This is a genomic window from Streptomyces flaveolus (assembly GCF_014648815.1).
GTDB lineage: Bacteria > Actinomycetota > Actinomycetes > Streptomycetales > Streptomycetaceae > Streptomyces > Streptomyces flaveolus.
In genome coordinates, this window is sequence record NZ_BMRV01000001.1 from 69,239 (window position 1) to 94,755 (window position 25,517).

A 25,517-nucleotide genomic window follows, 5' to 3' on the forward strand; every position below is an offset into this window, starting at 1 on the left:
TGCCACGACCGGAGCCGCTCGTGTCCGCAGCAGTCCCCGAGGCGCATCCCCCCGCCGTACAGTCCGCCGTCCGCAAGATCTTCCGCCGCGTGGTCCCCCTGTTCTTCGTCATGTTCGTGGCGAACTACATGGACCGCGTCAACCTCGGCTTCGCCCAGGACGAACTGAGGGCCGACGTGGGGCTGTCGGCCGCCGCGTTCGGACTGGGCGCCGGCATCTTCTTCATCGCGTACGCCCTCTTCGAGGTCCCCTCCAACATCCTGATGGAGCGGTTCGGGGCGAAGGTGTGGCTCACCCGCATCATGATCAGCTGGGGCGTCGTCGCCACCGCGATGGCCTTCGTCGACAGCGTGGAGATGTTCTACGCCCTGCGCTTCCTGCTCGGCGTCGCCGAGGCCGGCTTCTTCCCGGCCGTCATCTACTACTTCAGCCGCTGGCTGCCCGACTCCCACCGGGGCCGCGCCACCTCGGTCTTCCTGATGGGTTCCGGCACGGCGACCGTCATCGTCGGTCCCGTCTCCGGCGCGCTGCTGGAGATGCACGGCGTCTGGGGCCACTCCGGCTGGCAGTGGATGTTCTTCGTGGAGGGCGTCTTCTCCGTCGTCCTCGGCTTCGTCGTCTACCGCTTCCTGGACTCCGGGGTCGAGCAGGCGACCTGGCTGACCGACGAGGAGAAGACCGGCCTCATCGCCGTCATCGACGCCGAACAGGACGAGCGGGACGCGCGGCGCGGTGAGAAGGCGGCGAAGGTCTCCCGCTGGAAGCTCCTCGCCGACCCGCAGATGCTGCTCTTCCTGTGGATCTACTTCGCCATCAACGTCGCCCTGTACGCGGTGACGTTCTGGCTGCCCTCGATCGTGGACGACATCGGCGGCCTGAGCGACTTCCAGGTGGGGCTGCTGACGTCCGTGCCGTGGCTGTGCGCGATCGGCGCCCTGTACGTCAGCGGGCGGATCTCCGACCGCATCGGCAAGCGCCGGCCCGTCCTGATCACGCTGCTCGTCCTCGGCGGCTGCGGCACCCTGCTGGCCGTGTTCGTCTCGCCCTGGGCCGGGCTGGGCGCGCTGTGCGTGGCCGCGATGGGCTTCAAACCGGCCTCCCCGGTCTTCTGGACCATCCCGCAGAGCTATCTCGACGCCCGGGCCGCGGCCCCCGGCATCGCGCTGATCAACTCCATCGGCAACCTCGGCGGCTTCGTCGCCCCCACTGCCTTCGGGATCATCGAGGACTCGACCGGTTCCACCGAGGGCGGCCTGGTCGGGCTCACCGTCGTCGGCTTCCTGGCCGCGCTCAGCGTGCTGCTGGTGCGGGGCGGCGGACGCAACGACCGGGTCCGCACCCGACCGGCGAGGAAACCGGCCGGCACGGCACCGGAGACGACCCCCGGCGCGGCCCGGACCAGCCACCCGGGGCCCGCGACGGCCTGACACCCACGGCGCGATCGCCGCCGGGTTGTCGGCGGCGTGGTGCACACTGGCCTGATCCGCACCATGCCAGGGAGCGCACCGTGACAGCGTCCACCGTGTCCGCGGCGTCCGACGGGACCGTCATGACCGCCGTGTCCGCCGACGAGAGAACACATCGCCACCTGCAGGACGAGGGATCGCACCGACACCCACAGGTCGACCCCCTGGCCGCCCTGCGCACCCCGCAGGACCCGCCCTGGGACGTGTATCTCACCGGCACCGTCTTCCTCGACGTCATCTTCACCGGGCTCGACTCCGCCCCGGTGCGCGGGACCGAGTCCTGGGCACGCGGGATGGGGTCGAGCCCGGGAGGCGTGGCCAACATGGCGACCGCGCTGGCCCGCCTCGGCCTGCGTACCTCGCTGGCGGCGGCGTTCGGCGACGACCACTACGGCGACTACTGCTGGGACGCGCTCGCCCGGGGCGAGGGCATCGACCTGACCCCCTCGCGCACCGTGCCCGGCTGGCACTCGCCGGTCACGGTCTCCATGGCGTACGAGGGGGAGCGCACGATGGTCTCCCACGGTCACGAGCCGCCGCCGGAGGAGTTGTCCCCCGACTGCCCGCCGCGCGCGCGTGCCGCCATCGCCTCCCTGACGCCCGGCGTCCGCGCCCCGTGGACCGCACAGGCCGCAGCCCAGGGCACCCGCATCTTCGCCGACGTCGGCTGGGACGACACCGGCGCGTGGGACCTGGCCGGGCTGGCCGACCTCGCGCACTGCGAGGCGTTCCTGCCGAACGCCGAGGAGGCCATGCGCTACACGGGCGCCACGTGTCCCCGCGCCGCCGCGCACGCCCTGACCGAGCACGTGCCGCTCGCGGTGGTCACCCTCGGCGCGGAGGGCGCCTACGCGGTGGACCGGCGGACGGGGGAGAGCGCCGAGGTACCGGCCATCGCCGTGGAGGCCCTGGACCCGACCGGCGCCGGGGACGTCTTCGTCGCCGGGTTCGTCACCGGCACCCTGGCCGGCTGGCCGCTCGCCGACCGCCTGGCCTTCGCCGGCCTGACCGCCGCCCTCTCCGTCCAGGAGTTCGGCGGTTCCCTGTCGGCGCCGGGCTGGTCCGAGATCGCGACCTGGTGGCGCAAGGTCCAGTCGGTGGAGGGGCAGGACCCGACGGCCCTGCGCCGTTACGCGTTCCTGGCGGACCTGGTCCCGGACGAGCCGGTCAGGCCCTGGCCCCTGCGACGAGCGGTCCCCACCATCGGCTTCCGCCACCCGACCTGACCGCCCGCCCCAAAGGGCACCTCAGAACCCGAGCCGCCGCAGCTGCTTCGGGTCGCGCTGCCAGTCCTTCGCGACCTTGACATGCAGGTCCAGGAAGACGGGGGTGCCCAGCAGGGCCTCGATCTGCTTGCGGGACTTGATGCCGACGTCCTTCAGGCGCTTGCCCTTGGGGCCGATGATGATGCCCTTCTGGCTGGGGCGCTCGATGAAGACGTTGGCGTGGATGTCCAGGAGCGGCTTGTCGGCGGGGCGGTCCTCGCGCGGGAGCATCTCCTCCACGACCACGGCGATGGAGTGCGGCAGCTCGTCGCGCACGCCCTCCAGCGCGGCCTCGCGGATCAGCTCGGCGACCATGACCTGCTCGGGCTCGTCGGTGAGGTCGCCCTCCGGGTAGAGCGCGGGGCCCTCCGGCAGCAGCGGGATCAGCAGGTCGCCGAGGAGGTCCACCTGCTGGTTCGCGGTGGCCGACACCGGGACGATCTCCGCCCAGGTGATGCCCAGCTCCTCGCCGAGCCGGTCGATCGCGATGAGCTGCTCGGCCAGCGTCTTGCCGTCGACCAGGTCCGTCTTCGTGACGATCGCGACCTTCGGGGTCTTCTTGATCCCCGCCAGCTCCTTGGCGATGAAGCGGTCGCCCGGACCGAGCTTCTCGTTCGCCGGCAGGCAGAAGCCGATGACGTCCACCTCGGCCCACGTCGTGCGCACGACGTCGTTCAGCCGCTCGCCCAGCAGCGTGCGCGGCTTGTGCAGCCCTGGGGTGTCCACCAGGATCAGCTGGGCCTCCGGGCGGTGCACGATGCCCCGCACGGTGTGCCGCGTGGTCTGCGGGCGGTTCGAGGTGATCGCCACCTTCTGCCCGACCAGAGCGTTCGTGAGGGTGGACTTGCCCGCGTTGGGGCGGCCCACGAAGCAGGCGAAGCCGGCCCGGTGGACAGCCTCGGCCGGCTTTTCGGATGACTGGGTACCAACGCTCATGGCGCCCATTGTCCCTGATCCCCGGAGCCCCGCCGTACCACCACCGTGTGCGGGCCGGCGGGACGGGCGAGGGTCAGCCCGCGCTCACCGTGTCCCGGACCGTTCCGTCGGGCGCGGCGACCAGCACCGGCGTCCCCGTCCCGCCCAGGTCCCGGACCGCCGCCAGGTCCTCGGCCGACGCCGACTCCGCGTCGGTCACCACGGCCGCCGCCTCCAGCGACTGCGCACCGGACGCCACCGCCATCGCCACCGCCGTCCGCAGGGCGCTGAGCTGCAGGGAGTCCAGGGCGACGGTCCCGGCGACGTACGTACGCCCGGTCTCGTCGCGTACGGCCGCGCCCTCGGGGACGCCGTTGCGGGCGCGGGCGGAGCGGGCCAGGGTGACGATCTTGCGGTCCTCGGGGTCGAGGTCGGTGGTGTCGGTCATGGTCAGAGCATACGGAGGCGCCGCGCCGGTCACCCCGCCACCGGGTACATCGCCCCGCGCCGCCCCTGCGGCGACGCCAGCCACTCCAGCTTCGCGGCGGTGTTCGCCTCGTCCAGCGGCGTGTGCAGCACGATCGTCAGGTCGGGCCGCGCGGGCACCTTCAGGGCCGTCGACTCCACGCACAGCAGCCCGACCAGCGGATGCTCCAGCTCCTTGCGGATCTGCCCGGCGTCCTCGATGTCCCGCTCCTCCCACAGACGGACGAAGTCGGCGCTGTCGTCCCGCAGCTGGGCCAGGACCGCCTGGAACCCCTCGTCGTCGGGACTGGCCGAGCACGCCGCGCGGAACTGGGCGACGACCGTCCGGGCGTTGCGCTCCCAGCTCTGCGAACGGGCCCGGTACAGCGGGTCCGTGAAGAAGTCGACCAGGCAGTTCTGCGTGCTGTCGGGGCGCATGCCCAGCACGATCGCCGCCGCGTCGTTGTACATGACGCAGTTGTAGTACCGGTCCATGATGTGCGCCGGGTACGGCATCCACGTGTCGATCAGCCGTCGCAGCCCGTCGCACATGTCCCGCTTGGCGGGCTCCACCTCGGGCGCGGGCGGGTTCAGCCCGGCCAGCAGGTACAGGTGCCGGCGCTCGGCGTTGCTCAGCCGCAGCACCCGGCCGACCGCGTCCAGCACCTGCGGGGAGACCGAGATGTCCCTGCCCTGCTCCAGCCACTGGTACCAGGAGGCGCCCACCCCGGCGAGCACGGCGACCTCCTCACGGCGCAGCCCCGGTGTGCGGCGCCGCCCTCCGCCGTCCGGCAGTCCCGCCTCGGCCGGCGTCACGCGTGCGCGGCGGCTCATCAGGAACTCCCGCAGCTCGCGCCGCCGATGGGTCTTGAGTCCGGTGTCCGTCACGTACCGATTCCCCCCTCGATCCCGGCTGGTGGTGCCACCACCAGGACAACTGCCCGCTCCCCACGATCATTCCGGCGCCCGCAGGCTCTTGTCCATGGCGATCGACACCTCCACCACCACCCCGCCGGCGCCCGCCGGACCGGCGGCCGCTCCCCGGCTCTCGGCCCGCGACCGGCTCGTCCTGTTCGTGCTCTGCGCCGCCCAGTTCATGGTCGCGCTCGACTTCTCCGTCCTGAACGTCGCCCTGCCCGTCCTCGGCGCGGACCTCGGCATGAACCAGTCCGCCCTCCAGTGGGCGGTCACGGCGTTCGCGCTGCCGTCCGGCGGCTTCCTGCTGCTCTTCGGCCGCATCGGCGACCTCTACGGCCGCCGCCGGCTGTTCCTGGCCGGCCTCGCGCTCTTCGGCGCCGCCTCGCTGCTGGCGACCTTCGCCTGGGACCCGGCCTCCTTCCTCGCCGGACGCGCCCTGCAGGGCCTCGGCGCGGCGGCCATCGTGCCGACCGGCATGTCCCTGCTGACGACGACCTTCCCGGAGGGCCCGGCCCGCGACCGCGCCCTCGGTATCTCCGGCACCCTGCTCTCGCTCGGGTTCACCGTCGGCATGGTGGCCGGCGGCGTGCTGACCGACCTGCTGAGCTGGCGCTCCACCATGGGCCTGCTGGCCCTGTTCGCCCTGATCGTGCTGCCCCTCGCCCCCGGCCTGCTCCCCGAGTCCCGCACCCCCGACCGCCCCCGCCTGGACGTGCCCGGCGCGGTCACCGTCACCGGCGGCCTGCTCTCCCTGATCTACGCCCTGTCGACGGCCGCCGAGCACGGCTTCGGCCGCACCGACGTCCTCGTCACCCTCGTCGCGGGCCTGCTGCTCCTGGCCGCCTTCGCGGTCGTCGAGTCCCGCTCGGCCGCCCCGCTGGTCTCCCTGCCGATGCTGCGCCGCCGCACGGTGGCCTGGGGCAACCTGGGCGGTCTGGTGACCTTCTCGATGATGTCCACGGTGGTCTTCGTGCTCACCCTGTACCTCCAGGAGGTCCTGCGCCTCTCCGCCTTCGAGACCGGCCTCGTCTTCGGCGTTCAGGGAGTGCTGTCGGTGGTGGCAGGGACGTACGCGCCCCGCGTCATCGGCCGCTTCGGCGCCCGCCGCACCCTGGTCGGCGCGCTCGCCGGGCAGGGCGCCCTGGGGCTGTCCCTGCTGGCGCTCGGGGAGGGCGGCTGGTCGGTGTTCCTGGCCACGGCCGCCGTCTCCCTGGCCAGCATGTGCCACCTGGGCGCGATCATCTCCTACGGCCTGACCGTGACCTCCGGCGTCCCCGACGAGGAGCAGGGCCTGGCGACCGGCCTGGTCACCTCCACGCAGCAGGTCGGCATCACCGTCGGCATCCCGCTGCTGGGCGTGCTGGCCACCACCTCCGCGGACCTGCGCTCCGGTGTGCACACGGTGCTGGTCCTGGACGCGGCGATCGTCCTCGCGGCGGCCGCCCTGATCGCGGCCGGACTGCGCCCCCGCCGCTCAGGGACGGTCGAGGCGGAGCCGGTCGGCGCGCGGTAGACCGGCGACGACCAGGTCGTACGAGTCCTCGACCAGCTCCCGGACGACACGGTCCGGGAGCTCGCCGTCGACGGTGACCGTGTTCCAGTGCCGCTTGTTCATGTGCCAGCCGGGCACGATCAAACCCTCGTGCTCGGCGCGCAGCCGGATCGCGTCCTCCGGGTCGCACTTGAGGTTGACGGTGAGCGGCCGCGCGTCCAGGAAGGACAGCGCGAACATCTTGCCCAGCACCTTGAAGACCGAGATCTCCGGGCTGAACGGGAAGTCCTCCACGGCCGCGTTGAAGGACAGGCAGAACGCGCGCAGCTCCTGGGGCGTCACTCCGCCACCTCCCCGGCACCGGACCTCGCCGGGGCCACCGGTTCCACCAGCACCGTCACGATCTTGTTCCGGCGGCCCGCGGCGGCCTCCGCCGTCAGCCGCAGCTCGCGGCCGTCGGGCAGCTCGACGATCGACGTGGCACCGGCGATCGGCACCCGGCCGAGCGCCTTCGCCAGCAGGCCGCCGACGGTCTCCACGTCCTCGTCGTCGAACTCCTCCAGCCCGTACAGCTCGCCGAGGTCGCCGATGTCCAGGCGGGAGGTGACCCGGAATCGGTCCTCGCCCAGCTCCTCGACCGGCGGCAGCTCACGGTCGTACTCGTCGGTGATCTCGCCGACGATCTCCTCGAGGACGTCCTCGATGGTGACGATGCCGGCCGTGCCGCCGTACTCGTCGATGACGACGGCGACGTGGTTGTGCTCCTTCTGCATCTCGCGCAGCAGGTCACCGGCGTTCTTGGTGTCGGGCACGAAGAACGCCGGGCGCATCGCCGTGGACACGAGGTCGCTCTCCGCGTCCCGGCTGATGTGCGTCTTGCGCACGAGGTCCTTCAGGTACACGATCCCGACGATGTCGTCCTCGCTGTCACCGGTGACCGGTATCCGGGAGAAGCCGGAGCGCAGGGCGAGGGTGAGGGCCTGGCGGATGGTCTTGTACCGCTCGATGACGACGAGGTCGGTGCGCGGCACCATGACCTCCCGCACGAGCGTGTCGCCCAGCTCGAACACCGAGTGCACCATGCGGCGCTCCTCGGCCTCGATCAGCGACTCCTTCTCGGCGAGGTCGACCAGCGCCCGCAGCTCCGCCTCGGAGGCGAAGGGGCCGCGGCGGAAGCCCTTGCCGGGGGTGAGCGCGTTGCCGAGGAGGATGAGCAGCGACGGGATCGGGCCCATGACCCGGTCCAGCGGCACCAGGACGTACGCCGCCGCCGTCGCCGTGTTCAGCGGGTGCTGACGTCCGATGGTGCGTGGGGACACCCCGACGGCCACGTACGACACCAGCACCATCACCGCGATGGCGATCACCAGCGCCTCGCCGGTGCCGTCGAACTCCTTCAGGCAGGCGTACGTGACCAGCGCGGCGGCGGCCATCTCGCAGGCGACGCGGACCAGCAGCGCCACGTTGAGGTAGCGCGTCGGGTCGGCGGCGACCTTGGCCAGCCTGGCGCTGCCGCGCCGTCCCGCGCGCACCGCCTCCTCGGCGCGGAAGCTGGACACCCGCGCCAGGCCCGCCTCCGCGCACGCGGCGAGCCAGGCGACGACGATCAGGGCGACGGCGCCTGCGACGAGCGGGAGGCTCATGAGACGGTCGGGGCCGGGGACGGGCCGGTCAGGCCCTTCTCCGCACGCCACCCGTCCACGATGGCGGCCTGGAGGCCGAACATCTCGGCCTTCTCGTCGGGCTCCTCGTGGTCGTAGCCGAGCAGGTGCAGCACCCCGTGGACGGTGAGCAGCTGGAGCTCCTCGTCCATGGAGTGCCGCGTCTCGGCCTCGGTGCCCTGCTTGGCGGCGACCTCCGGGCAGAGCACGATGTCGCCGAGCAGGCCCTGCGGCGGCTCGTCGTCGTCCTTCGACGGCGGACGCAGCTCGTCCATCGGGAAGGACATGACGTCCGTGGGACCGGGCAGGTCCATCCACTGGATGTGGAGCTGCTCCATGGCGTCGGCGTCCACGACGATCACCGAGAGCTCGGAGAGCGGGTGGATGCGCATCCGCGCGAGCGCGTAGCGGGCGATGTCGAGGATCGCCTGCTCGTCGACCTCGGTTCCGGACTCGTTGTTGACGTCGATCGACATGGTCGTGCTGGTCTACTTCCCCTTGGCCTTGGCACCGCGCCCCGGGGCGTGGCCGCCCTTGTGGGCGCCGTTCTCGGTGCCGTTCCTGCTGTCGTACTGCTCGTACGCGTCGACGATACGGCCCACCAGCTTGTGCCGGACGACGTCGTGGGACGTCAGCCGGGAGAAGTGGACGTCCTCGACGCCCTCCAGGATCTCCTGCACCTGCCGCAGACCCGACTTGGTCCCGCCGGGCAGGTCGACCTGCGTCACGTCACCGGTGATCACGATCTTCGAGTCGAAGCCGAGCCGGGTCAGGAACATCTTCATCTGTTCGGGGCTGGTGTTCTGGGCCTCGTCCAGGATGATGAAGGCGTCGTTGAGGGTCCGGCCGCGCATGTACGCCAGCGGCGCGACCTCGATCGTCCCGGCCGCCATCAGCCGCGGGATCGAGTCCGGGTCGAGCATGTCGTGCAGCGCGTCGTACAGCGGGCGCAGGTACGGGTCGATCTTCTCGTAGAGCGTGCCGGGCAGGAAGCCGAGCCGCTCGCCGGCCTCGACCGCCGGGCGGGTCAGGATGATGCGGTTGACCTGCTTGGACTGCAGGGCCTGCACCGCCTTGGCCATCGCCAGGTAGGTCTTGCCGGTGCCCGCCGGGCCGATGCCGAAGACGATGGTGTGCTTGTCGATCGCGTCGACGTACCGCTTCTGGTTCAGCGTCTTGGGGCGGATCGTGCGGCCGCGCGAGGACAGGATGTTCTGCGTGAGCACCTCGGCCGGGGTCTCCTGGCCGTCGCTCTCCCCGTTCTCGCTCGCCTTGAGCATGGCGATCGAGCGTTCCACTGCGTCCTCCGTCATCGGCTGCCCCGTGCGCAGCACCAGCATCATCTCGTCGAACACGCGCTGGACCAGGGCGACCTCATGGGCGTCGCCTACCGCGCTGATCTCGTTTCCCCGGACGTGGATGTCGGCCGCCGGGAAGGCCGTCTCGATCACGCGCAGGAGGGCGTCGCCGGATCCCAGTACGGTCACCATGGGGTGCTGGGCGGGGACGGTGAACTGTGCTCTCGCCTGCCCCTGCGCGGGCGTGTGAGCTGAGGGTGTCTGAGTCATGGGCCGGCGCTCGAGGCCTGCACGTCCTCCTCTGCGGCGGTGCGCCGCGTGACGGGTGTGTCTGCTGTCTCCAGCGTACGACTCCCCGCCGACAGCACCCAGGTCTTTTATCCCACCGGCCCCGGGGTATGCCCGGGGGCGCTCACCGCTGGGCGCGGAGCAGGTCCCGGTACCAGCGGTACGACGCCTTGGGGGTCCGCGTCTGCGTGGCGAAGTCGACGTGCACCAGCCCGAACCGGCGCGCGTACCCCTCCGCCCACTCGAAGTTGTCCAGCAGCGACCACACGAAGTAGCCGCGCACGTCCACGCCCGCCTCCACCGCCCGGTGCAGGGCGCGGACGTGGGCGTCGAGGTAGGCGATGCGGTCCTGGTCGTCGAGGCCCTCGTAGGAGCAGCCGTTCTCCGTGATGACGACCGGCGGCAGGTGGTCGCCGTAGCGGTCGCGGAAGCCGGTGAGCAGTTCGGTGAGCCCCTCGGGGACCACGGGCCAGCCGAAGTCGGTCAGCGGCCGGCCCTCGATCGCGCGCACCGAGAAGGGCAGCCCGGCCGGGAGCCGCACACCGCCCCACTCGTTCTCCGTGCCCTGCGGGGCGCCCACCCGCGCCGGGGCGTAGTAGTTCACGCCGTACCGGTCCAGCGGCTCGGCGATCACCTTCAGGTCGGCGTCCACATCGCCGGGCATCAGCTCGCCGACGCCGTCCGGATACCGGCCCAGCAGCAGGGGGTCGGCGAACAGGCGGTTCAGCAGCACGTCGTAGAACTCCGCCGCCTCCCGGTCGGCCGGCTCGTCCGAGGCGGGCCAGGTCGGTCCGTGCGAGTTGGCGATCCCGATGTCGCCCGCGCCGGCCGCGCGCAGGGCCCGTACCGCGAGCCCGTGCGCGAGGAGCTGGTGGTGGGCCGACGGGAGCGCGTCGAACAGCAGCTCCCGGCCGGGGGCGTGCGTGCCGAGGGCGTGGCCGAGCAGGGTGTGCTCGGCGGGCTCGTTGAGGGTGAGCCAGGTGCCGACCCGGTCGCCGAGCCGCCGCACGACGGCCGACACGTACTCCGCGAACCGGTACGCCGTGTCCCGTTCGAGCCAGTCCAGGCCCGCCGGGAGGTCCCAGTGGAAGAGGGTCGGCACCGGCCGGACGCCCGCCGCGCACAGCTCGTCGACCAGCCGGTCGTAGAAGTCGAGCCCGCCGGGGGAGTTCACCCGGGGCCAGGAGACCGAGAAGCGGTACGCGTCCACGCCCAGGCCGGCGAGCAGCGCCACGTCCTCGCGGTAGCGGTGGTAGTGGTCGCAGGCCACCGCCGCCGTCGAGCCGTCCCTGACCCGCCCGGCTTCGGCCGTGAAGGCGTCCCACACAGACGGTCCCCGCAGATCGGCCGCGCCCTCGATCTGGTGCGCGGACGTGGACACGCCCCACAGGAAGCCGTCCGGGAACCGCGGCATCGCGTCAGTCGCCATGAGCGGATCATCCGTACCCCCGGTAACGGAAGTCAACGCCCTTGCGGGTCATGTGCGTTACGCGCCCTCCTTCAGTACCCGCGAGATCAGCCTGCGCTGCTCGTCCGTCAGCCGGGGGTCGGCGGCGTACACCGTCTTGCCGTCCACGGTGATCTGGTAGCTGAACCCGTCCGGCACCCCGACGGGCGGCGTGCCCCGCCCGTCGGCGACCGCCCGCTCGGCCAGGGCGTGCCACTCGTCCGCGTCGGGGCGTCCCGCGGTCTCGATCTCCGCGTGGCGTTCGATGCCCGCGAAGCCTCCTGTGCGCCTCACCTGAATCCGCATGGGACCGTGTCTAGTACGGAACTACTGCGCGCGCACCCCGACCTGTTCCCAGCCCTTGCGCACCGCCTCCAGCTCGTCCGCGTCGCCGTAGCGCTCCCGGGCGGCCTTCACCGTCAGTGTCGCGAAGTCCGTGAACGACGCGTCCTCCCGCAGCTCGCCCCCGGTCAGCACGTCGTACCAGACCTGCCCGGCCCGCTCCCAGGCGTGGCCGCCCAGCTCCGTGGCGACGAGGTAGAAGGCGTGGTTGGGGATGCCCGAGTTGATGTGCACGCCGCCGTTGTCGCGGCCGGTGCGCACGTAGTCGTCCATCGTCGCGGGCTGCGGGTCCTTGCCGAGGACGTCGTCGTCGTACGCCGTTCCCGGCGCCTTCATGGAGCGCAGCGCCTCTCCCGTCACGCGCGGGGCGAGCAGCCCGGCGCCGATCAGCCAGTCGGCCTCGGCGGCGGTCTGACCGAGCGAGTACTGCTTGATGAGGGAGCCGAAGACGTCCGACACCGACTCGTTCAGCGCGCCCGGCTGGCCGTAGTACGTCAGGTTGGCGGTGTGCTGGGTGACGCCGTGGGCCAGCTCGTGGCCGATCACGTCCACGGGGATGGTGAAGTCGAGGAAGATCTCCCCGTCCCCGTCGCCGAAGACCATCTGCTCGCCGTTCCAGAACGCGTTGTTGTACTCGCGGTCGTAGTGCACGGTCGCGTCCAGCGGCAGTCCGGCGCCGTCGATGGAGTCGCGCCGGTACGCCTTCAGGAACAGCTCGAAGGTGGCGCCGAGCCCCGCGTAGGCGCGGTTGACGGTGGCGTCCTGGCCGGGCTCGTCGCCCTCGCCGCGCACCTTGCGGCCGGGCAGGTCGGTGCCGTGCCGGGCGTCGAAGATCGTGCGGTGCGGCTTGCCGGCCTCGGCACCGGCGCGCGGGGTCACGGTGGCGGCGCCGATGACGGTGGTCAGACCGCGTCGGGTGCGCTCGACGGCGTCGCGCTGGAGGGTGCGGCGCGCGGGCCCGCTGAGCACGGGGTCCTGGTTGCGGGCGAGGTGGTCGAGGACGTGCGGCGGGACGATGGTGCAGAAGACGGGCTCGAAGCCCCCGTTGGTCGTCATGCCCGGAACCATCGCACTGCGTGACACCGCTGTCACTACCTGCAACCATGATCGGTGGAATGCGGCGCCAAGAGGGCCCGGTGAGCGGCGGGAAGTGGTATACGGCACTTTTTGTCCCGGTTCCCTCCGTGGTCCCGCATACTGATACGGACCCGCGTGACCGGCGTGGCTCGGCTATGGTGCTGGGCATCATGCGTTTCGGGCTGCTTCTCCTTAGCTGCCGCGGCGAGGGCCTGTAAGAGGCCGACTCCCTCCCCGCGGTGCTTGGTGTTGCGCGTCGGCCGTCCTTCCGGACACGCGGACACCGCGGACATCACGAGGAGCCCACGCGATCATGGCCAACCGCCAGCAGCCCAGTTCCATGCCGACCACCAAGTACCGCGGCTACGAGCAGGTCGACATCCCCGACCGCACCTGGCCCGACCGGCGCATCACCCAGGCCCCCCGCTGGCTCTCCACCGACCTGCGCGACGGCAACCAGGCCCTGATCGACCCGATGTCGCCCGCCCGCAAGCGCGCGATGTTCGACCTGCTGGTCAAGATGGGCTACAAGGAGATCGAGGTCGGCTTCCCCGCCTCCGGCCAGACCGACTACGACTTCGTGCGCTCCATCATCGAGGAGCCGGGCGCCATCCCGGACGACGTCACCATCTCCGTACTGACCCAGGCCCGCGAGGACCTGATCGAGCGCACGGTGGAGTCCCTGAAGGGCGCCAGGCGGGCCACCGTCCACCTGTACAACGCCACCGCCCCCGTCTTCCGCCGCGTCGTCTTCCGCGGCTCGAAGGACGACATCAAGCAGATCGCGGTCGACGGCACCCGGCTGGTCATGGAGTACGCCGAGAAGCTGCTGGGCCCCGAGACCGAGTTCGGCTACCAGTACAGCCCCGAGATCTTCACCGACACCGAGCTGGACTTCGCCCTGGAGGTCTGCGAGGCGGTGATGGACACCTACCAGCCCGGTCCCGGCCGCGAGATCATCCTCAACCTGCCCGCCACGGTGGAGCGTTCGACGCCGTCCACGCACGCGGACCGCTTCGAGTGGATGGGCCGCAACCTGTCCCGCCGCGAGTACGTCTGCCTGTCCGTCCACCCGCACAACGACCGCGGCACGGCGGTCGCGGCGGCCGAGCTGGCGGTCATGGCCGGCGCCGACCGCGTCGAGGGCTGCCTGTTCGGCCAGGGCGAGCGCACCGGCAACGTCGACCTGGTCACCCTGGGCATGAACCTGTTCTCGCAGGGCGTCGACCCGCAGATCGACTTCTCCGACATCGACGAGATCCGTCGCACGTGGGAGTACTGCAACCAGATGGACGTCCACCCGCGCCACCCGTACGTGGGCGACCTGGTCTACACGTCCTTCTCCGGCTCCCACCAGGACGCCATCAAGAAGGGCTTCGACGCCATGGAGGCCGACGCGAAGGCCAAGGGCGTCACCGTCGACGACATCGAGTGGGCCGTCCCGTACCTGCCCATCGACCCCAAGGACGTCGGCCGTTCCTACGAGGCGGTCATCCGCGTCAACTCGCAGTCCGGCAAGGGCGGCATCGCCTACGTCCTGAAGAACGACCACAAGCTGGACCTGCCGCGCCGGATGCAGATCGAGTTCTCGAAGATCATCCAGGCCAAGACCGACGCCGAGGGCGGCGAGATCACGCCGACGGCGATCTGGGACGTCTTCCAGGACGAGTACCTGCCCAACCCGGACAACCCCTGGGGTCGCATCCAGGTCAAGAACGGTCAGACCACGACCGACCGCGACGGCATCGACACCCTCACCGTCGAGGCGACGGTCGACGGCCAGGAGACCACCCTGGTCGGCACCGGCAACGGCCCGATCTCGGCGTTCTTCCACGCGCTGCAGGGCGTCGGCATCGACGTACGCCTGCTGGACTACCAGGAGCACACGATGAGCGAGGGCGCCTCCGCGCAGGCCGCCTCGTACATCGAGTGCGCCATCGGCGACAAGGTCCTGTGGGGCATCGGAATCGACGCGAACACCACGCGCGCCTCGCTGAAGGCGGTCGTCTCCGCCGTCAACCGGGCGGCTCGCTGACCAGCCGAATCGGTGGTTCAAGGCCCCGCACGCCGGAAAACGGCGGGCGGGGCCCCGTCGTATACCGGCCATCTCCACGCCGAGGTCACGGAAAGGTCTCGTCCCGGGTACTGACTCCACGTCGGTGATGTGGCTAACATCACGCCAGCGCGGCGATGTTGCCGCGCGGTTACGGAGGTGCGACGTGCTGCCTGGACGGGGACGGAACGACCGAGCTGCCCGGCTGCCGCGCATCCTGGGCACCCGCACCGCATGGACGCCCGTCGGCGACGGTGAATTCTTCTGCCCCGGCTGCGGGGGCGACCGCAACTACCAGCGCCTCACCGGCCGCCGCCGCTTCACCCTGCTCGGCGTGCCCGTGCTGCCGCGCGGCGAGTCCGCGCCGACCGTGGAGTGCGCGGCCTGCCGCCGCCACTACGGCACCGACGTCCTCGACCACCCGACCACCACCCGCTTCTCCGCGATGCTCCGCGACGCCGTCCACACCGTCGCCCTCGCGGTGCTCGCCGCGGGCGGCATCTGCTCCCGTACGTCCCTGGAGGCGGCGGTCGTCGCGGTGCGCTCGGCCGGCTTCGAGGACTGCACCGAGGACCAGCTCGCCGCGCTGGTGGAGGCGCTCGAAGCCGACACCGGGCGGGTGCGCGACGAGCCCTGTGTGCCCGGCCTGGCCATAGAGCTGCACGAGGCGCTGGACCCGCTGGCCCCGCACCTCGCCGCCGTCGGCCGCGAATCGATCCTCCTCCAGGGTGCCCGCATCGCCCTGGCCGACGGCCCCTACACACCGGCCGAGCGCGACGCCCTCGCGACGGTCGGCGCCGCGCTGACCATCTGCTCCGACGACGTGACCCGGCTGCTGGAGTCGGCGGGCACCCCGTCCTGACGCCGCTCAGCGGCCCCCGGCGAGGTCCAGGCGCAGTACGTGCCGGTCCATGCCGGGCCCGAAGTAGTCCCGGCGCAGCCCGGCATCGGGTTCCTCGGGGGCGAAGCCGAGGGAGCGGTAGAGCAGGATCGCGGCGTGATTGGCGGGCTCCACGGTGAGGCGGACCCGCTCTATGCCGTCCCGGCGCAGCCGGGCCAGTATCTCCGTCATCAGTTCCCGGCCAAGTCCGTGCCGGCGGCGGTCCCGGGTCACGCACAGGCCGAGGATCCAGCTGTCCCTGCCGAGCGCCGGCGTCGTCGTGGCGGCCAGTACGTAGCCGCGCAGCCGGCCCCCGCCGCCGTCGAGGACCAGGAAGTGCTCCGCGTACATGTCGAAGAGCTGACGCAGCAGGAAACCCGGATAGGCGACCTCCTGGAAGACCTCCTCGTCGAGTCGTCGCAGTTCAGGCAGGTCGGCCTCCCGCGCCGTCCGCAGGACCGGGGGCAGGGCGTCCGGGAACGGCCCCCGCTGCGTGAGTTGCTCGTGGCGGTCCAGGGCGCGTTCCAGTGGTTCGGCGGTCATGCCACCCCCAGTCAGGATGTGCGGACGTCAACTCGACGGACACCGGTGCCACACTCGAAGGAATGAGGGGTCCCGCTGGCGGCCGGTGCTCCTTCTGGCTAGAGTGAGCGCCCAACTCCCGCTGTGCAAGGGAGAGTTAGGGTGTGCAACGGTGCGCCTGACGTGCGCCCGGGGGGTGTGGACTGGCGGGTTCCCGGCTGTCCGGATGTGCCGTGGCGTCCTATCTTGCGAACAAGGAGACGCCTCTTCACCGGTCGGCGTCCAGCAGGACCGCGCGCGGGCGCACGGTCCTGTCCACCAGCGAACGGAACGCGGCAGGGTGACTATGGACCACAATGCCGACGCGCCTTGGTCGAAATTCGATCCCGAGGTGTATGTCGACAACAATTACCGGACCCCGCTCGAAGTCGACCGGCTGATCGTGCGCCTCATGCGCGACCACTTCAGCCGCTGCTTCGCCGGGGCCGTACCGGATGCCGTCCGGGGTGTCGACGTCGGTGCCGGTGCGAACCTCTACCCCGCCCTGTCCATGCTGCCCTGGTGCGAGAAGATCCTCCTCCTCGAATACGCCGGTCCGAACGTCGAGTACCTGAAGCGGCAGACCTCCGCCCCGGGATACGACACGGCCTGGGACGCCTTCTGGGAGGAGCTCCGGCAGGCCCCGGTCTACCGCGACCTGGAGCCGAGGAGCCGCTTCAGCGACATCGTCCGGGTGGAGCGCGGCAACCTCTTCGACCTCGACGGGCAGCGCCGCTGGGACCTCGGCACGATGTTCTTCGTCGCCGACTCCATGTCCGAGTGCCCCGAGGAGTTCCAGCGGGGCGTGCGGTGCTTCATGAACGCGCTGAACGAGGGAGCCCCCTTCGCCGCCGCCTTCATGAAGGAATCGGTCGGCTACCAGGTCGGGGAACACCAGTACCCCGCCTACCGGGTGAACGAGGACCGGGCCAGGGAGAGCCTGATCCCGTTCTGCAAGGAACTGGAGATCCACGACCTGCACCACGTGGTGCGGCCGGGACACGAGGGAATTCTCCTCGCCCTGGGGCAGCGGAACGCGGAGATTGCCGCCCCGTGAGAACGGGGACCATGTCTGAACACGCGGTCTGAGCACACGGTCTGACCACAGGGCAACGAGATCTGTACGAGGGGTACGGGGATGCAGATCAAGCCACGCCAGCACCTGCTGGACATCTGGCAGGCCATGGCCCGCCACTCGTTCGACGACGGGAAGCTGGTCCAGGGGCCCACCGACGGGCTGAGCAGCGTCGCGGACGCGGAGCGGCTGCTCTGCCTGCTCTATCCGGCGACCGAGGTGCCCGCCTTCCGCCTCGACCAGCCCGACACCACCGAACGGGACGTGCTGCGCGCGCTGGAGAGGGTCGGCACCCGGCTGGAGATCCCCGCCAACCTGATCACCGCGCTCGCCCAGTTCATGCGCACCCACACCGGGCCGGACGACAGCCCCACCTTCGCCGGCGGTCACTACTTCAAACCGGCCGATCCCCAGGGGCAGATCACCCACGAGCAGAGCCAGCTGGGCGTGGTGGACTCCTACTCCATGTCCGTCACGCTCTCCCTCGCCACCCTCGGGTACCTCAAGGTCTACGAGACCACCACCACCCGCCCCGAGGTCCTCAAGGCGATCGCCGAGCTGCGCGAGGCCACGAACGCCCGGCTGACCTCCGCCATGATCAGCCTGCTGCGCTCCTTCACCGTCAACGTCTTCGACGCCGAGTCCGAACAGGGCCGCAGGCTGATCCAGGTCATCGGCCAGGGCAAACAGTCCGACCGGATCGCCCTCCAGCAGTTCTCCCGGAGATTACGGCCCCTGCGCGCCACCATCATCGAGAGCCTCACCCGCGGCATCCAGTTCGACGAGGGCATCCGGGACGAGAGCCAGCTCTTCGAGTGCGGCTGGGCCTGGGGCATCGTCCAGGACGCGCCCAAGGTCACCGACCTCGACCTCCAGGTGCCCGGCCAGCCCGACGGCATCGCCGACCGGCTGCCCTACGTGTACTTCACCGTCGTCGCCCTCGACGGTATCCAGGACCTGTTCTCCGAGCGCACCCTCACCCTCGGTCTGCTCGACGCCGACCAGCAGAAACTGGCCGAGGCGCTGCGCCTGCGCTGGGAACTCAGCCAGCAGTACTGGTCGGCCATCGCCCGCTTCGGCTCCGAACGCTGGCCGCTGGAGGACCTGCCCTGGCAGACCACCGGCCTGAGGCTGGAGTCCGAGTACTTCTCCCTCACCGTGGCCGCCATCCTCGTCCACGACCTGGTCCGCCGGAAGGCCACCGACGACGACCTCACCCGGACCGTCGCCATCATGGAACGCCTCGCGGACCGCGGGCGCGTCTCCAGCCGGATGACCCGGGACGACCCCACCATCCGCCTGCACAACCCCGGCGTCACCATGCCGCTCGCCGGATCGGAGCGCTCCGGCAGCCTCCTGCTGTGGCGGATGACCGACTTCTCCGCCCAGCTCCTCAAGCGGATCATCCAGCTCGCCGAGCTCTCCCGGAACATCGGCGCCCAGGACCGGCTGCTCCGCCTCGCCGAGCAGACCTTCGAGCACCTGTGGAACCGGCGGATAGAGGACGACGACGGCGCCGGCCTCTGGGACAACGTCCGGGCCGTCTACCCGGACGCGCACGACGCCGAACTGCGCATGTCCTGGAGCATCACCGAGCGCGTCACCGAGTGCCTCGTCGCCGCCCGCAACCTGTACGAGCAGCAGCCCATCCGCAGCCCGGAACTCGCCGAGCTGGCCCGCGAACTGCTCAGCGAGGCCACCCATCTGTTCGGCAAGGAACAGCTGGAGGCGTCCGCCGCCGCCGACGGAAGCAGAGCCCGGGCGATGCGCAGCATCGAGAGCCGCCTCGACCACGCCCGCAGCCTGGTCGACGACCGGCCGGCCACCGCCTTCGCACTCGCCCTCCCCGTCCTCCAGGAACTCGACACCCTGGCCCAGGCCAGGGGCGCCGCCGCACAGGAGGTGTGAGCGTGCTCGTCTTCGCCGCCTCCGACAAGGGAGGCACCGGCCGCTCGGTGACCAGCGCCAATCTGGCCTACCAGCGCGCCCTCACCGGAGACCACGTGGCCTACGTGGACTTCGACTTCGGCTCGCCCACGGCCGCCGCCGTCTTCGACGTGCCCGGCGCCATGCGCGGCACCGAGGAACGCGGCCTCCACTCCTACCTGGAGGGCGAGACCGCCGAACCCGCCAGGATCGACGTCTGGCGGCAGACCGAGCACCCCCTGCTGCGGTCCCGCCCCAACCAGTCCGGGCGGCTGGTCCTGTTCCCCGGCGACGCGGGCGGCGGCGAGTTCGCCACCGGCGAGGACGCCCTCGAACGCTGCGTCGACCTGCTGCTGCGCCTCAACGGCGAGTTCGACCTGATCGTCGTGGACCTCAGCGCCGGCCGCAGCTACGCCGTCGACATGGTCCTCGCGGCGACCGCCCACCCCCGGATGCAGTTCGTCCCCTTCCGCTGGCTCGTCTTCCACCGCTGGACCCGCCAGCACGTGATCGCCGCCTCCGGACTGGTCCACGCCGAGCACGGCATCATCCGCGGCGGCGTCGAACGCGGCCACGACGAGGAGGCACTGCGCGCCGCCACCCGCTTCGTGCGGGCCGCGGTGCCCGACCCCGAGTCGCCGCTGTGGTCCCAGGGCTCGCCCGCCCAGGCCGCCTGGATGCAGGCCTGCGACGAGGCGCTGCGCCGGCTCGCCGCCGAGCACCGCATCGGCGACAGCGTCGTCCTCGGCATCGTGCCGCTGGAACCCATACTCCAGTGGCGCGAGCAGCTGATCACCGAGGAGGACGTGCTCTCCACCCAGATCGCCAACAAGGAGACCCTGGAGGCGCTGGAGGAGATCGCCCGGCGCCTGACGGACGACACGTACTGGGGGCGGCCGTGACGGAGACCGGGTTCCGCGAGACCGCCGCCGAGCCGCGCACCGAGGCGGTGCCGCTGGCCCATCTCTCCCTGGAGCTGGGCCACCTCTACATGGAGGACTTCGAGGCCGGCCCCGAGCGGCTGCGGGACCACTTCACCCAGGTCCGCCCCTGGGTGGACGCCGCCCGCGCCGCCGCCGTCGCCCGCACCGGCGGCAAGCGCGCCCGGATCAGCACCTGCTTCCTCATCGACGACTACTTCACGCGCTTCTCCACCCCGGCCGAGGTCGTGCCCATGCTCCTGGCGGAGGCCGACCGGGCCGGGCTGACCGTCGACTACCTCGCCCGGGAGTCCGGCTGCGCCGTCACCGGCAAGGTGCCCGTCGCCGAGGCGGTGGCGGGCCGCATCGTCGAGTCGCCGCCGCCCGGCAGCTACGGCATGCGGCCGCCCGCCGCGCAGACCGGCTGGCTGGCCAACGGCGAACGCAGCCCCGTCGCCCGCGCCCCGCAGGCGATGAAGCGCGCCGCCGCCTGGCAGCCGCCCCGGGAGACCGCGGCCCGCCGCCACTCCGTCTTCCTGGACGTCGAGCTGTGGAGCGACGACGCCGACGGGCAGCGCACCTGGTCCTGCCCCTTCCTCGCCGCGGTGTGGCAGCTCGCCCGCCTCGGTCTGCTGCGCAACCAGGGCGAGGCCGTCCTCGTCCCCCAGCCGCACACCGCCCCCGGCTTCCCCGACGACTGGGACGAGCTGCCCTCGCTGCTGCGGCTCAACCCGCGGGCCGACCCGTTCGCCGCCTACCGCACCTGCTCGGTGCTGCCGACCCGGTTCCTGCCCGTCGAGCACGCCGTCCGCGTCATCCTCGACCAGATCGAGGTCGACCCCCACGCGCTGGACCAGGTCGCCAAGCGGTCCGCCGGCGAGCGGTCGGCCGTCCCCGACTCGGTGGCCGACCGGATCTCCTACGTCTACTACGCGGGGCTCTGACATGGCGCCGCGGGAGATCGCGCCGGGCCCCGTGCTCGCCTGCGGAGAGGTCCGCACCCGCCTGCTGCCCACCCGGCAGGCCCTCGACATCCGCGCCGCCGCCCAGCTCCTGGGCCTGCGCGCCGACGAACGCGTCCTGCTGTCCGAGCGCCCCAACCTCTACGCGCGTTCCCCCGACACCCTCACCGGCGTCGACTGCCACCTGCCCAGCGCCAACGGCGCCCGGATCCGCGCGGTCGGCACGGTCGTCGCACGGGCCGCGCTCACCGAGGGCCGCGTCCTGCAGACCTCCGCCCACTTCCGCGTCCCCGCCGCCGGGCCCGACCAGCGCCGGCCCTGGGGCCACTACCTGGTGCGGCCCGGCGTGGTCGAACCGCTCGGCAGGCTGCCCCGCGAGGCGGTCGCGCAGGGCGTGCTCGGCGGCGGACGGCACGGCGACCTCGACGTCGGACTGATCGCCGACGGACTGCTCACCCGGCTGCTGCGCCACCCCCTCCTCGACCACCGGCCGCCCCTGAGGTCCCGCCCCACCCGGCTGCGCTGGGCGGCCCTGCCCGCGGCGCCGGGCGAGGGCCCGTCGATCGAACGGTTCACGCTCGCCGAGGACGAACTGCGCACCGTCCTGCTCCGGGTGCCCGAGGACACCGCCGGCGGCGACCTCGCCGCCCTGTGCGACGACCTCGCCCTGCACGACTGGCTGCTCACCACCCTGGTCCGCATGCTCGACGGCATCCGCCTGGGCGCGGGCCCGGAACACGGCTTCGCCGTCGTCGAGGCACTGCGCCCCGCCGTCAACCACCTGCTGCACCTGTGGATGCCCCGCGCCCGGGTGCCCCAGGAGCTGGCCGCGCTGTGGGACCCGCTGGAGGAGCGGCCCGGCTTCACCCGCCAGTGGAGGACGCTGGTGCAGCGCATCCGCGACCAGTTGACGCTGCACGCGATCCCCTCGGCCCACCGGGAGGTGGAGCCGGCGTCCTGAGCGGACGGCACACCCTTCCACGCACATCCCCGCACCCCGATCCGACGCGTATCCCAACGGGGGGAGAAGCGAGATGAGCACGGCACCATCACCCCAGCCCGACGACCAGGCCGTTCCGCCGGGCCGCACGAACGGCCAGGCGATCCCCGGCCTCGCGCGCCTGACGGGCGCGTCCCCCTGGCCGCGCCGCCTGCTGGTCGGCCTGGTCCTCGGCGCCCTGGCCTGGAGCGTCACCGCACTGCTGAGCCCGGACAGCGGCCCGCTGCGGCAGTTCGCGACCGCCGCGCTGTGCGCCGTCGCCGCGGTGCTCGTCCAGTCCGTCCACGGCCTGGACCGCAGCGCCGAGGACCTGCGCTCGCGAGACCTGCACACCCATGACGTGCGGGTGGAGGAGCACACCCGACGGGTGGAGGAACACACCCGCCGGGTGGAGAGCGCGCTGGCCGAGCACGCCGCCGCCGTGCGCGACGGCCTGAACCAGTACGACGACGAGCTGCGGACCGGTCTGGTCCGGCACACCGAGGACGTGAAGCAGCTCGTCGAGAACCACCTCGTCCAGGCGGGCCACGGCACCGAACCGCCCTACCCCCCGCTCGACCGGGCCCGCATCGAGGGCGTGCCCGAACTGGCCAAGAGCTTCGCCGAGGTCCTGGCCCCCGGACCCTCGATCCTCCACACCTTCGTCCGCCTGGAGATGACGCGGGTCGTCGGCTACATGGCGGACCTCACCAACCTGACCGCGGAGTGCCCCGGCGAGAACCACGACTGGATGCTCGCCCTCACCCGCGCCGCCGAGCAGTCCATCTGCGCCACCAGCACCTCCGTCGACCGGGAGTTCTGGAACAGCGAGCCCGCCAGCCGCTACCTGGAGGCCCAGCAGGACGCGGTCGACGAACAGGGCGTGACGGTGCGCCGGCTGTTCCTGCTGGAGAGCGCCCGCGAGCTCGACGACCGGCTGCTGCGGCTGTGCGAGGAGCAGGAACTGCGGCACATCGACGTCCGCGCGGCGGTCCTGCCCGAACTGCCCCCGCACCTCCAGCGCGGCACCACCAACGACTTCATCGTCTACGACGAGGAGGTGTCCTTCGAGATCGAGCAGGACCTGCGCGACGTCAACGTCAGGACACGGCTCATCGCCCGCCAGGACCACGTGCGGGACCGGATGAAGCGCTTCAAGGAGCTCTGGGAGGCGAGCATGAGCCTGCGCGAGCTGGAGGTACGGGTGGACGCCGAGGAGGACGGCAACTGGATGGTCGACCGGGCCTGAGGGCGGGCCCGGCCCCGGGCCGTACTCCCGGGGGAGTAACGGCGGCCGCGTGTCACCCCGGGCAGTAGCCGCCGACTCGGCCTCCGGCCCGACGTATCGGCGTCCCGTCGCCGGAAGTCTGGAGACGTACCCAGACATCCGACCGGAGGGAGCCCGTCACATGGGGGCCGCAAGGACACGTGCGGAAAGGAACGGGGGGCGACGCCGGGCGGTGCCGTGGCTGGTGCTCGGACTGTGGATCGCCGTCCTGGCCATCGCCTCGCCGTTCGCGTCGCAACTGTCGGACGTGCAGCGCGACCGCGCCGTCGACTACCTGCCGGCGAGCGCCGACTCCACGCAGGCCGCGACGATCCAGGACCGGCTGCCCGGCGGCGATGCCACCGAGATGGTCGTCGTCTACCACCGCGACGCCGGACTGACCGCCGCCGACAAGGCCACCGCCGCCGAGCAGATCGCCCGGATCGCGGGCGCGCACCGGCTGACGGACCGCCCGGTGGGCATCCCGTCCGACGACGGCACCACCCTCATGTACCCGGTCGCCAGCACCGAGCCCGGCCAGGACGAGAAGGCCCGCGACGCACTCGTGGGGGCCGTACGGGACACCGCGCGGGGCGGCGACGGGCTGAGCGTCGAGGTGGGCGGGGAGGGCGCCCTCGCCACCGACGCCGCCGAGGTCTACAACTCCCTCGATGGCCCGCTGCTCTACACCACCGCTGCAGTGGTCGCCGTGCTGCTGATCCTGATCTACCGCAGCCCGTTCCTGTGGCTGGTCCCGCTGGCCGTCGCGGGAATCGCCGACTACCTCTCCATGGGCGTCGCCTACGGCCTGAACCAGTGGTTCGGCACGTCGGTGTCCGGTCAGAGCACCGGCATCATGACCATCCTCGTCTTCGGCGTCGGCACCGACTACGCGCTGCTGCTCGTCTCCCGCTACCGGGAGGAACTGCGCCGCGTCGAGCGGCCGTACGACGCCATGGCCGCCGCGCTGCGCGGCTGCGGGCCCGCCGTGCTCGCCTCCTCCGGGACCGTCGCCGCCGGGCTGCTGTGCCTGCTCGCCGCCGACCTCAACTCCAGCCGGGGCATGGGCCCGCTCGGCACGGTCGGCGTGCTGTGCGCCCTGGCCGCCATGCTGACGCTGCTGCCCGCGATCCTGGTCCTGCTGGGCCGCCGGGTCTTCTGGCCGCTCGTGCCCCGCTACGGCAGCACTCCCAAGGCCCGCCGGTCGCTGTTCGCCGCGATGGGCGGCTCCGCCGAACGCCGGCCCCGCGCCGTCCTGGTGGGCGGGGCGCTGCTGCTCGGCGCGCTGGCGCTCGGCTCGTTCAACCTGCCAGGCTCCCTCAAGCAGGAGGACTCCTTCACCTCCAAGCCCGACGCCATCGCCGCCATGGAGACCCTCGCCGCCGCCTTCCCGGAACGCGGCACCCAGCCCATCACCGTCATCGCCCCCGACGACCGCGCCGACGCCGCGCTCGCCGGGGCCCGCGACACCCGCGGGGTGGAGAGCGCCGAGAAGGGCCGCAGCGGCGGCGGCTGGACCGAACTGACCGTCCTGGCGTCCGCCCCGCCCCAGTCGGCGGCCGAGACCGCCACCATCGAGGCGCTGCGCGACCGGCTCGACGGCTCCTACGTCGGCGGACCCAGCGCCCAGCAGATCGACCTGGAGGACACCAACGCCCGCGACACCGCCATCGTCGTCCCGATCGTGCTGCTCTCCGTCCTGCTGATCCTCGTGGTGCTGCTGCGGTCCCTGGCCGCCCCGCTGATCCTGGTCGCCGCCGTCGTCGCCGTGTGGGGCGCGGCCCTCGGCATCGGCGGACTCGTCTTCGGGCCGCTGTTCGGCTTCGAGGGCACCGACCCAGGCCTGGGCCTGCTGTCCTTCGTGTTCCTGGTGGCCCTCGGCGTCGACTACGGCATCTTCCTGATGCACCGCATGCGCGAGGAGGCCCTGCACGGCGCCGGACCCACCGAGGCCGCGCTCACCGCGCTGCGCACCACGGGCGGGGTCATCGCCTCCGCCGGGCTCGTCCTCGCGGCCACCTTCGCGGTGCTCACCAACATGCCGATGGTGCAGCTCGTGGAGCTGGGCTTCGTCATCGCCGTCGGCGTCCTGCTCGACACCTTCCTCGTCCGGACCTACCTGGTCACCAGCGCGAGCGTCGCGCTGCGCCGCCGGGTGTGGTGGCCGGGGCGGCTGTCCCGGGCGCCCGGCCAGCCGGCGCCGGCCGGGGAGCGGGAGCCCGTCGGTGTCTGACCCGTCCGAGGACCGGAGTGCGCCCCT

23 protein-coding genes are annotated in these 25,517 nt (G+C 71.9%); 12 read left to right on the forward strand and 11 right to left on the reverse strand.

The genetic code is table 11. The annotated features are described in order from the left end of the window. Window positions 1-20 precede the first annotated feature (20 nt). Window positions 21-1,427, forward strand: a complete 1,407-nt coding sequence (locus IEZ05_RS00300; RefSeq protein WP_189227878.1) for an MFS transporter — start codon at window positions 21-23, stop codon at window positions 1,425-1,427. A 122-nt stretch (window positions 1,428-1,549) separates the two neighbouring features. Next, complete coding sequence (locus tag IEZ05_RS00305; RefSeq protein WP_229869561.1) at window positions 1,550-2,692, forward strand: carbohydrate kinase family protein; 1,143 nt, start codon at window positions 1,550-1,552, stop codon at window positions 2,690-2,692. A 21-nt stretch (window positions 2,693-2,713) separates the two neighbouring features. Here the strand turns inward: IEZ05_RS00305 and era are convergent, their stop codons facing one another. The 3 genes from era to IEZ05_RS00320 all read right to left on the reverse strand — a co-directional run bounded on the left by era (window position 2,714) and on the right by IEZ05_RS00320 (window position 4,945). Beyond that, window positions 2,714-3,667 carry a GTPase Era gene (gene era, locus IEZ05_RS00310; RefSeq protein ID WP_189227880.1) on the reverse strand — a complete coding sequence of 318 codons (954 nt, stop codon included), beginning with the start codon at window positions 3,665-3,667 and terminating at the stop codon, window positions 2,714-2,716. 73 nt (window positions 3,668-3,740) lie between these two features. After that, on the reverse strand, window positions 3,741-4,094 hold the full coding sequence (locus IEZ05_RS00315) for a cytidine deaminase (protein WP_189227881.1): 354 nt from the start codon (window positions 4,092-4,094) through the stop codon (window positions 3,741-3,743). A gap of 29 nt (window positions 4,095-4,123) precedes the next feature. Further along, complete coding sequence (locus IEZ05_RS00320) at window positions 4,124-4,945, reverse strand: helix-turn-helix transcriptional regulator (protein WP_189228531.1); 822 nt, start codon at window positions 4,943-4,945, stop codon at window positions 4,124-4,126. 148 nt (window positions 4,946-5,093) lie between these two features. On the opposite strand from IEZ05_RS00320, the gene IEZ05_RS00325 reads away from it, so the two are divergent. Beyond that, window positions 5,094-6,542: an MFS transporter gene (locus IEZ05_RS00325; RefSeq protein ID WP_189227882.1), complete on the forward strand. Its 1,449-nt coding sequence runs from the start codon at window positions 5,094-5,096 to the stop codon at window positions 6,540-6,542. Here IEZ05_RS00325 and IEZ05_RS00330 read toward each other — a convergent pair. The 7 genes from IEZ05_RS00330 to IEZ05_RS00360 form a co-directional block, all read right to left on the reverse strand. Continuing rightward, a complete protein-coding gene (locus tag IEZ05_RS00330; protein ID WP_189227883.1) occupies window positions 6,504-6,863 on the reverse strand; it encodes an MmcQ/YjbR family DNA-binding protein in 360 nt (119 codons plus the stop codon). The two genes, IEZ05_RS00325 and IEZ05_RS00330, sit on opposite strands and share 39 nt — an antisense overlap. Beyond that, window positions 6,860-8,164: a hemolysin family protein gene (locus IEZ05_RS00335; RefSeq protein ID WP_189227884.1), complete on the reverse strand. Its 1,305-nt coding sequence runs from the start codon at window positions 8,162-8,164 to the stop codon at window positions 6,860-6,862. The genes IEZ05_RS00330 and IEZ05_RS00335 overlap by 4 nt, the downstream gene beginning before the upstream one ends. Further along, window positions 8,161-8,658 (reverse strand): rRNA maturation RNase YbeY, encoded by a 498-nt coding sequence (gene ybeY / locus IEZ05_RS00340; protein ID WP_189227885.1) that lies wholly within the window; start codon window positions 8,656-8,658, stop codon window positions 8,161-8,163. Before ybeY ends, IEZ05_RS00335 begins: the two co-directional genes overlap by 4 nt. Before the next feature lie 12 nt (window positions 8,659-8,670). Beyond that, window positions 8,671-9,750, reverse strand: coding sequence for a PhoH family protein (locus tag IEZ05_RS00345; RefSeq protein ID WP_189227886.1), 1,080 nt, complete (start codon window positions 9,748-9,750; stop codon window positions 8,671-8,673). Between the two features lie 142 nt (window positions 9,751-9,892). After that, window positions 9,893-11,197: a GH1 family beta-glucosidase gene (locus IEZ05_RS00350; protein ID WP_189227887.1), complete on the reverse strand. Its 1,305-nt coding sequence runs from the start codon at window positions 11,195-11,197 to the stop codon at window positions 9,893-9,895. Window positions 11,198-11,254: 57 nt separating this feature from the next. Beyond that, window positions 11,255-11,521 (reverse strand): protealysin inhibitor emfourin, encoded by a 267-nt coding sequence (locus IEZ05_RS00355; protein WP_189227888.1) that lies wholly within the window; start codon window positions 11,519-11,521, stop codon window positions 11,255-11,257. Between the two features lie 21 nt (window positions 11,522-11,542). Further along, entirely contained in the window at window positions 11,543-12,613 is a 1,071-nt protein-coding gene (locus IEZ05_RS00360; RefSeq protein ID WP_189227889.1) for a M4 family metallopeptidase, read from the reverse strand. 334 nt (window positions 12,614-12,947) lie between these two features. Here IEZ05_RS00360 and leuA point away from each other — a divergent pair, with 334 nt between their 5' ends. Both leuA and IEZ05_RS00370 read left to right on the forward strand, forming a co-directional pair. Continuing rightward, window positions 12,948-14,669 carry a 2-isopropylmalate synthase gene (gene leuA / locus IEZ05_RS00365; protein WP_189227890.1) on the forward strand — a complete coding sequence of 574 codons (1,722 nt, stop codon included), beginning with the start codon at window positions 12,948-12,950 and terminating at the stop codon, window positions 14,667-14,669. A gap of 184 nt (window positions 14,670-14,853) precedes the next feature. Beyond that, window positions 14,854-15,549, forward strand: coding sequence for a TerB family tellurite resistance protein (locus tag IEZ05_RS00370; RefSeq protein ID WP_189227891.1), 696 nt, complete (start codon window positions 14,854-14,856; stop codon window positions 15,547-15,549). 6 nt (window positions 15,550-15,555) lie between these two features. Here IEZ05_RS00370 and IEZ05_RS00375 read toward each other — a convergent pair whose 3' ends face one another. After that, complete coding sequence (locus tag IEZ05_RS00375; RefSeq protein ID WP_189227892.1) at window positions 15,556-16,110, reverse strand: GNAT family N-acetyltransferase; 555 nt, start codon at window positions 16,108-16,110, stop codon at window positions 15,556-15,558. Window positions 16,111-16,435: 325 nt separating this feature from the next. On the opposite strand from IEZ05_RS00375, the gene IEZ05_RS00380 reads away from it, so the two are divergent. From IEZ05_RS00380 to IEZ05_RS00410, 7 genes are all read left to right on the forward strand, one after another. Continuing rightward, on the forward strand, window positions 16,436-17,185 hold the full coding sequence (locus IEZ05_RS00380) for an SCO2525 family SAM-dependent methyltransferase (protein WP_189227893.1): 750 nt from the start codon (window positions 16,436-16,438) through the stop codon (window positions 17,183-17,185). 81 nt (window positions 17,186-17,266) lie between these two features. After that, window positions 17,267-19,111 (forward strand): SCO2524 family protein, encoded by a 1,845-nt coding sequence (locus IEZ05_RS00385; protein ID WP_189227894.1) that lies wholly within the window; start codon window positions 17,267-17,269, stop codon window positions 19,109-19,111. A 2-nt stretch (window positions 19,112-19,113) separates the two neighbouring features. Continuing rightward, on the forward strand, window positions 19,114-20,031 hold the full coding sequence (locus IEZ05_RS00390) for an SCO2523 family variant P-loop protein (RefSeq protein ID WP_189228532.1): 918 nt from the start codon (window positions 19,114-19,116) through the stop codon (window positions 20,029-20,031). Beyond that, window positions 20,028-20,993, forward strand: coding sequence for an SCO2522 family protein (locus tag IEZ05_RS00395; RefSeq protein WP_189227895.1), 966 nt, complete (start codon window positions 20,028-20,030; stop codon window positions 20,991-20,993). Before IEZ05_RS00390 ends, IEZ05_RS00395 begins: the two co-directional genes overlap by 4 nt. Window position 20,994: 1 nt before the next feature. Continuing rightward, window positions 20,995-21,972: an SCO2521 family protein gene (locus tag IEZ05_RS00400; RefSeq protein ID WP_189227896.1), complete on the forward strand. Its 978-nt coding sequence runs from the start codon at window positions 20,995-20,997 to the stop codon at window positions 21,970-21,972. A gap of 73 nt (window positions 21,973-22,045) precedes the next feature. After that, window positions 22,046-23,239, forward strand: a complete 1,194-nt coding sequence (locus IEZ05_RS00405; protein ID WP_189227897.1) for a hypothetical protein — start codon at window positions 22,046-22,048, stop codon at window positions 23,237-23,239. A 160-nt stretch (window positions 23,240-23,399) separates the two neighbouring features. Continuing rightward, entirely contained in the window at window positions 23,400-25,490 is a 2,091-nt protein-coding gene (locus tag IEZ05_RS00410; RefSeq protein WP_189227898.1) for an MMPL family transporter, read from the forward strand. Window positions 25,491-25,517: the final 27 nt, after the last annotated feature.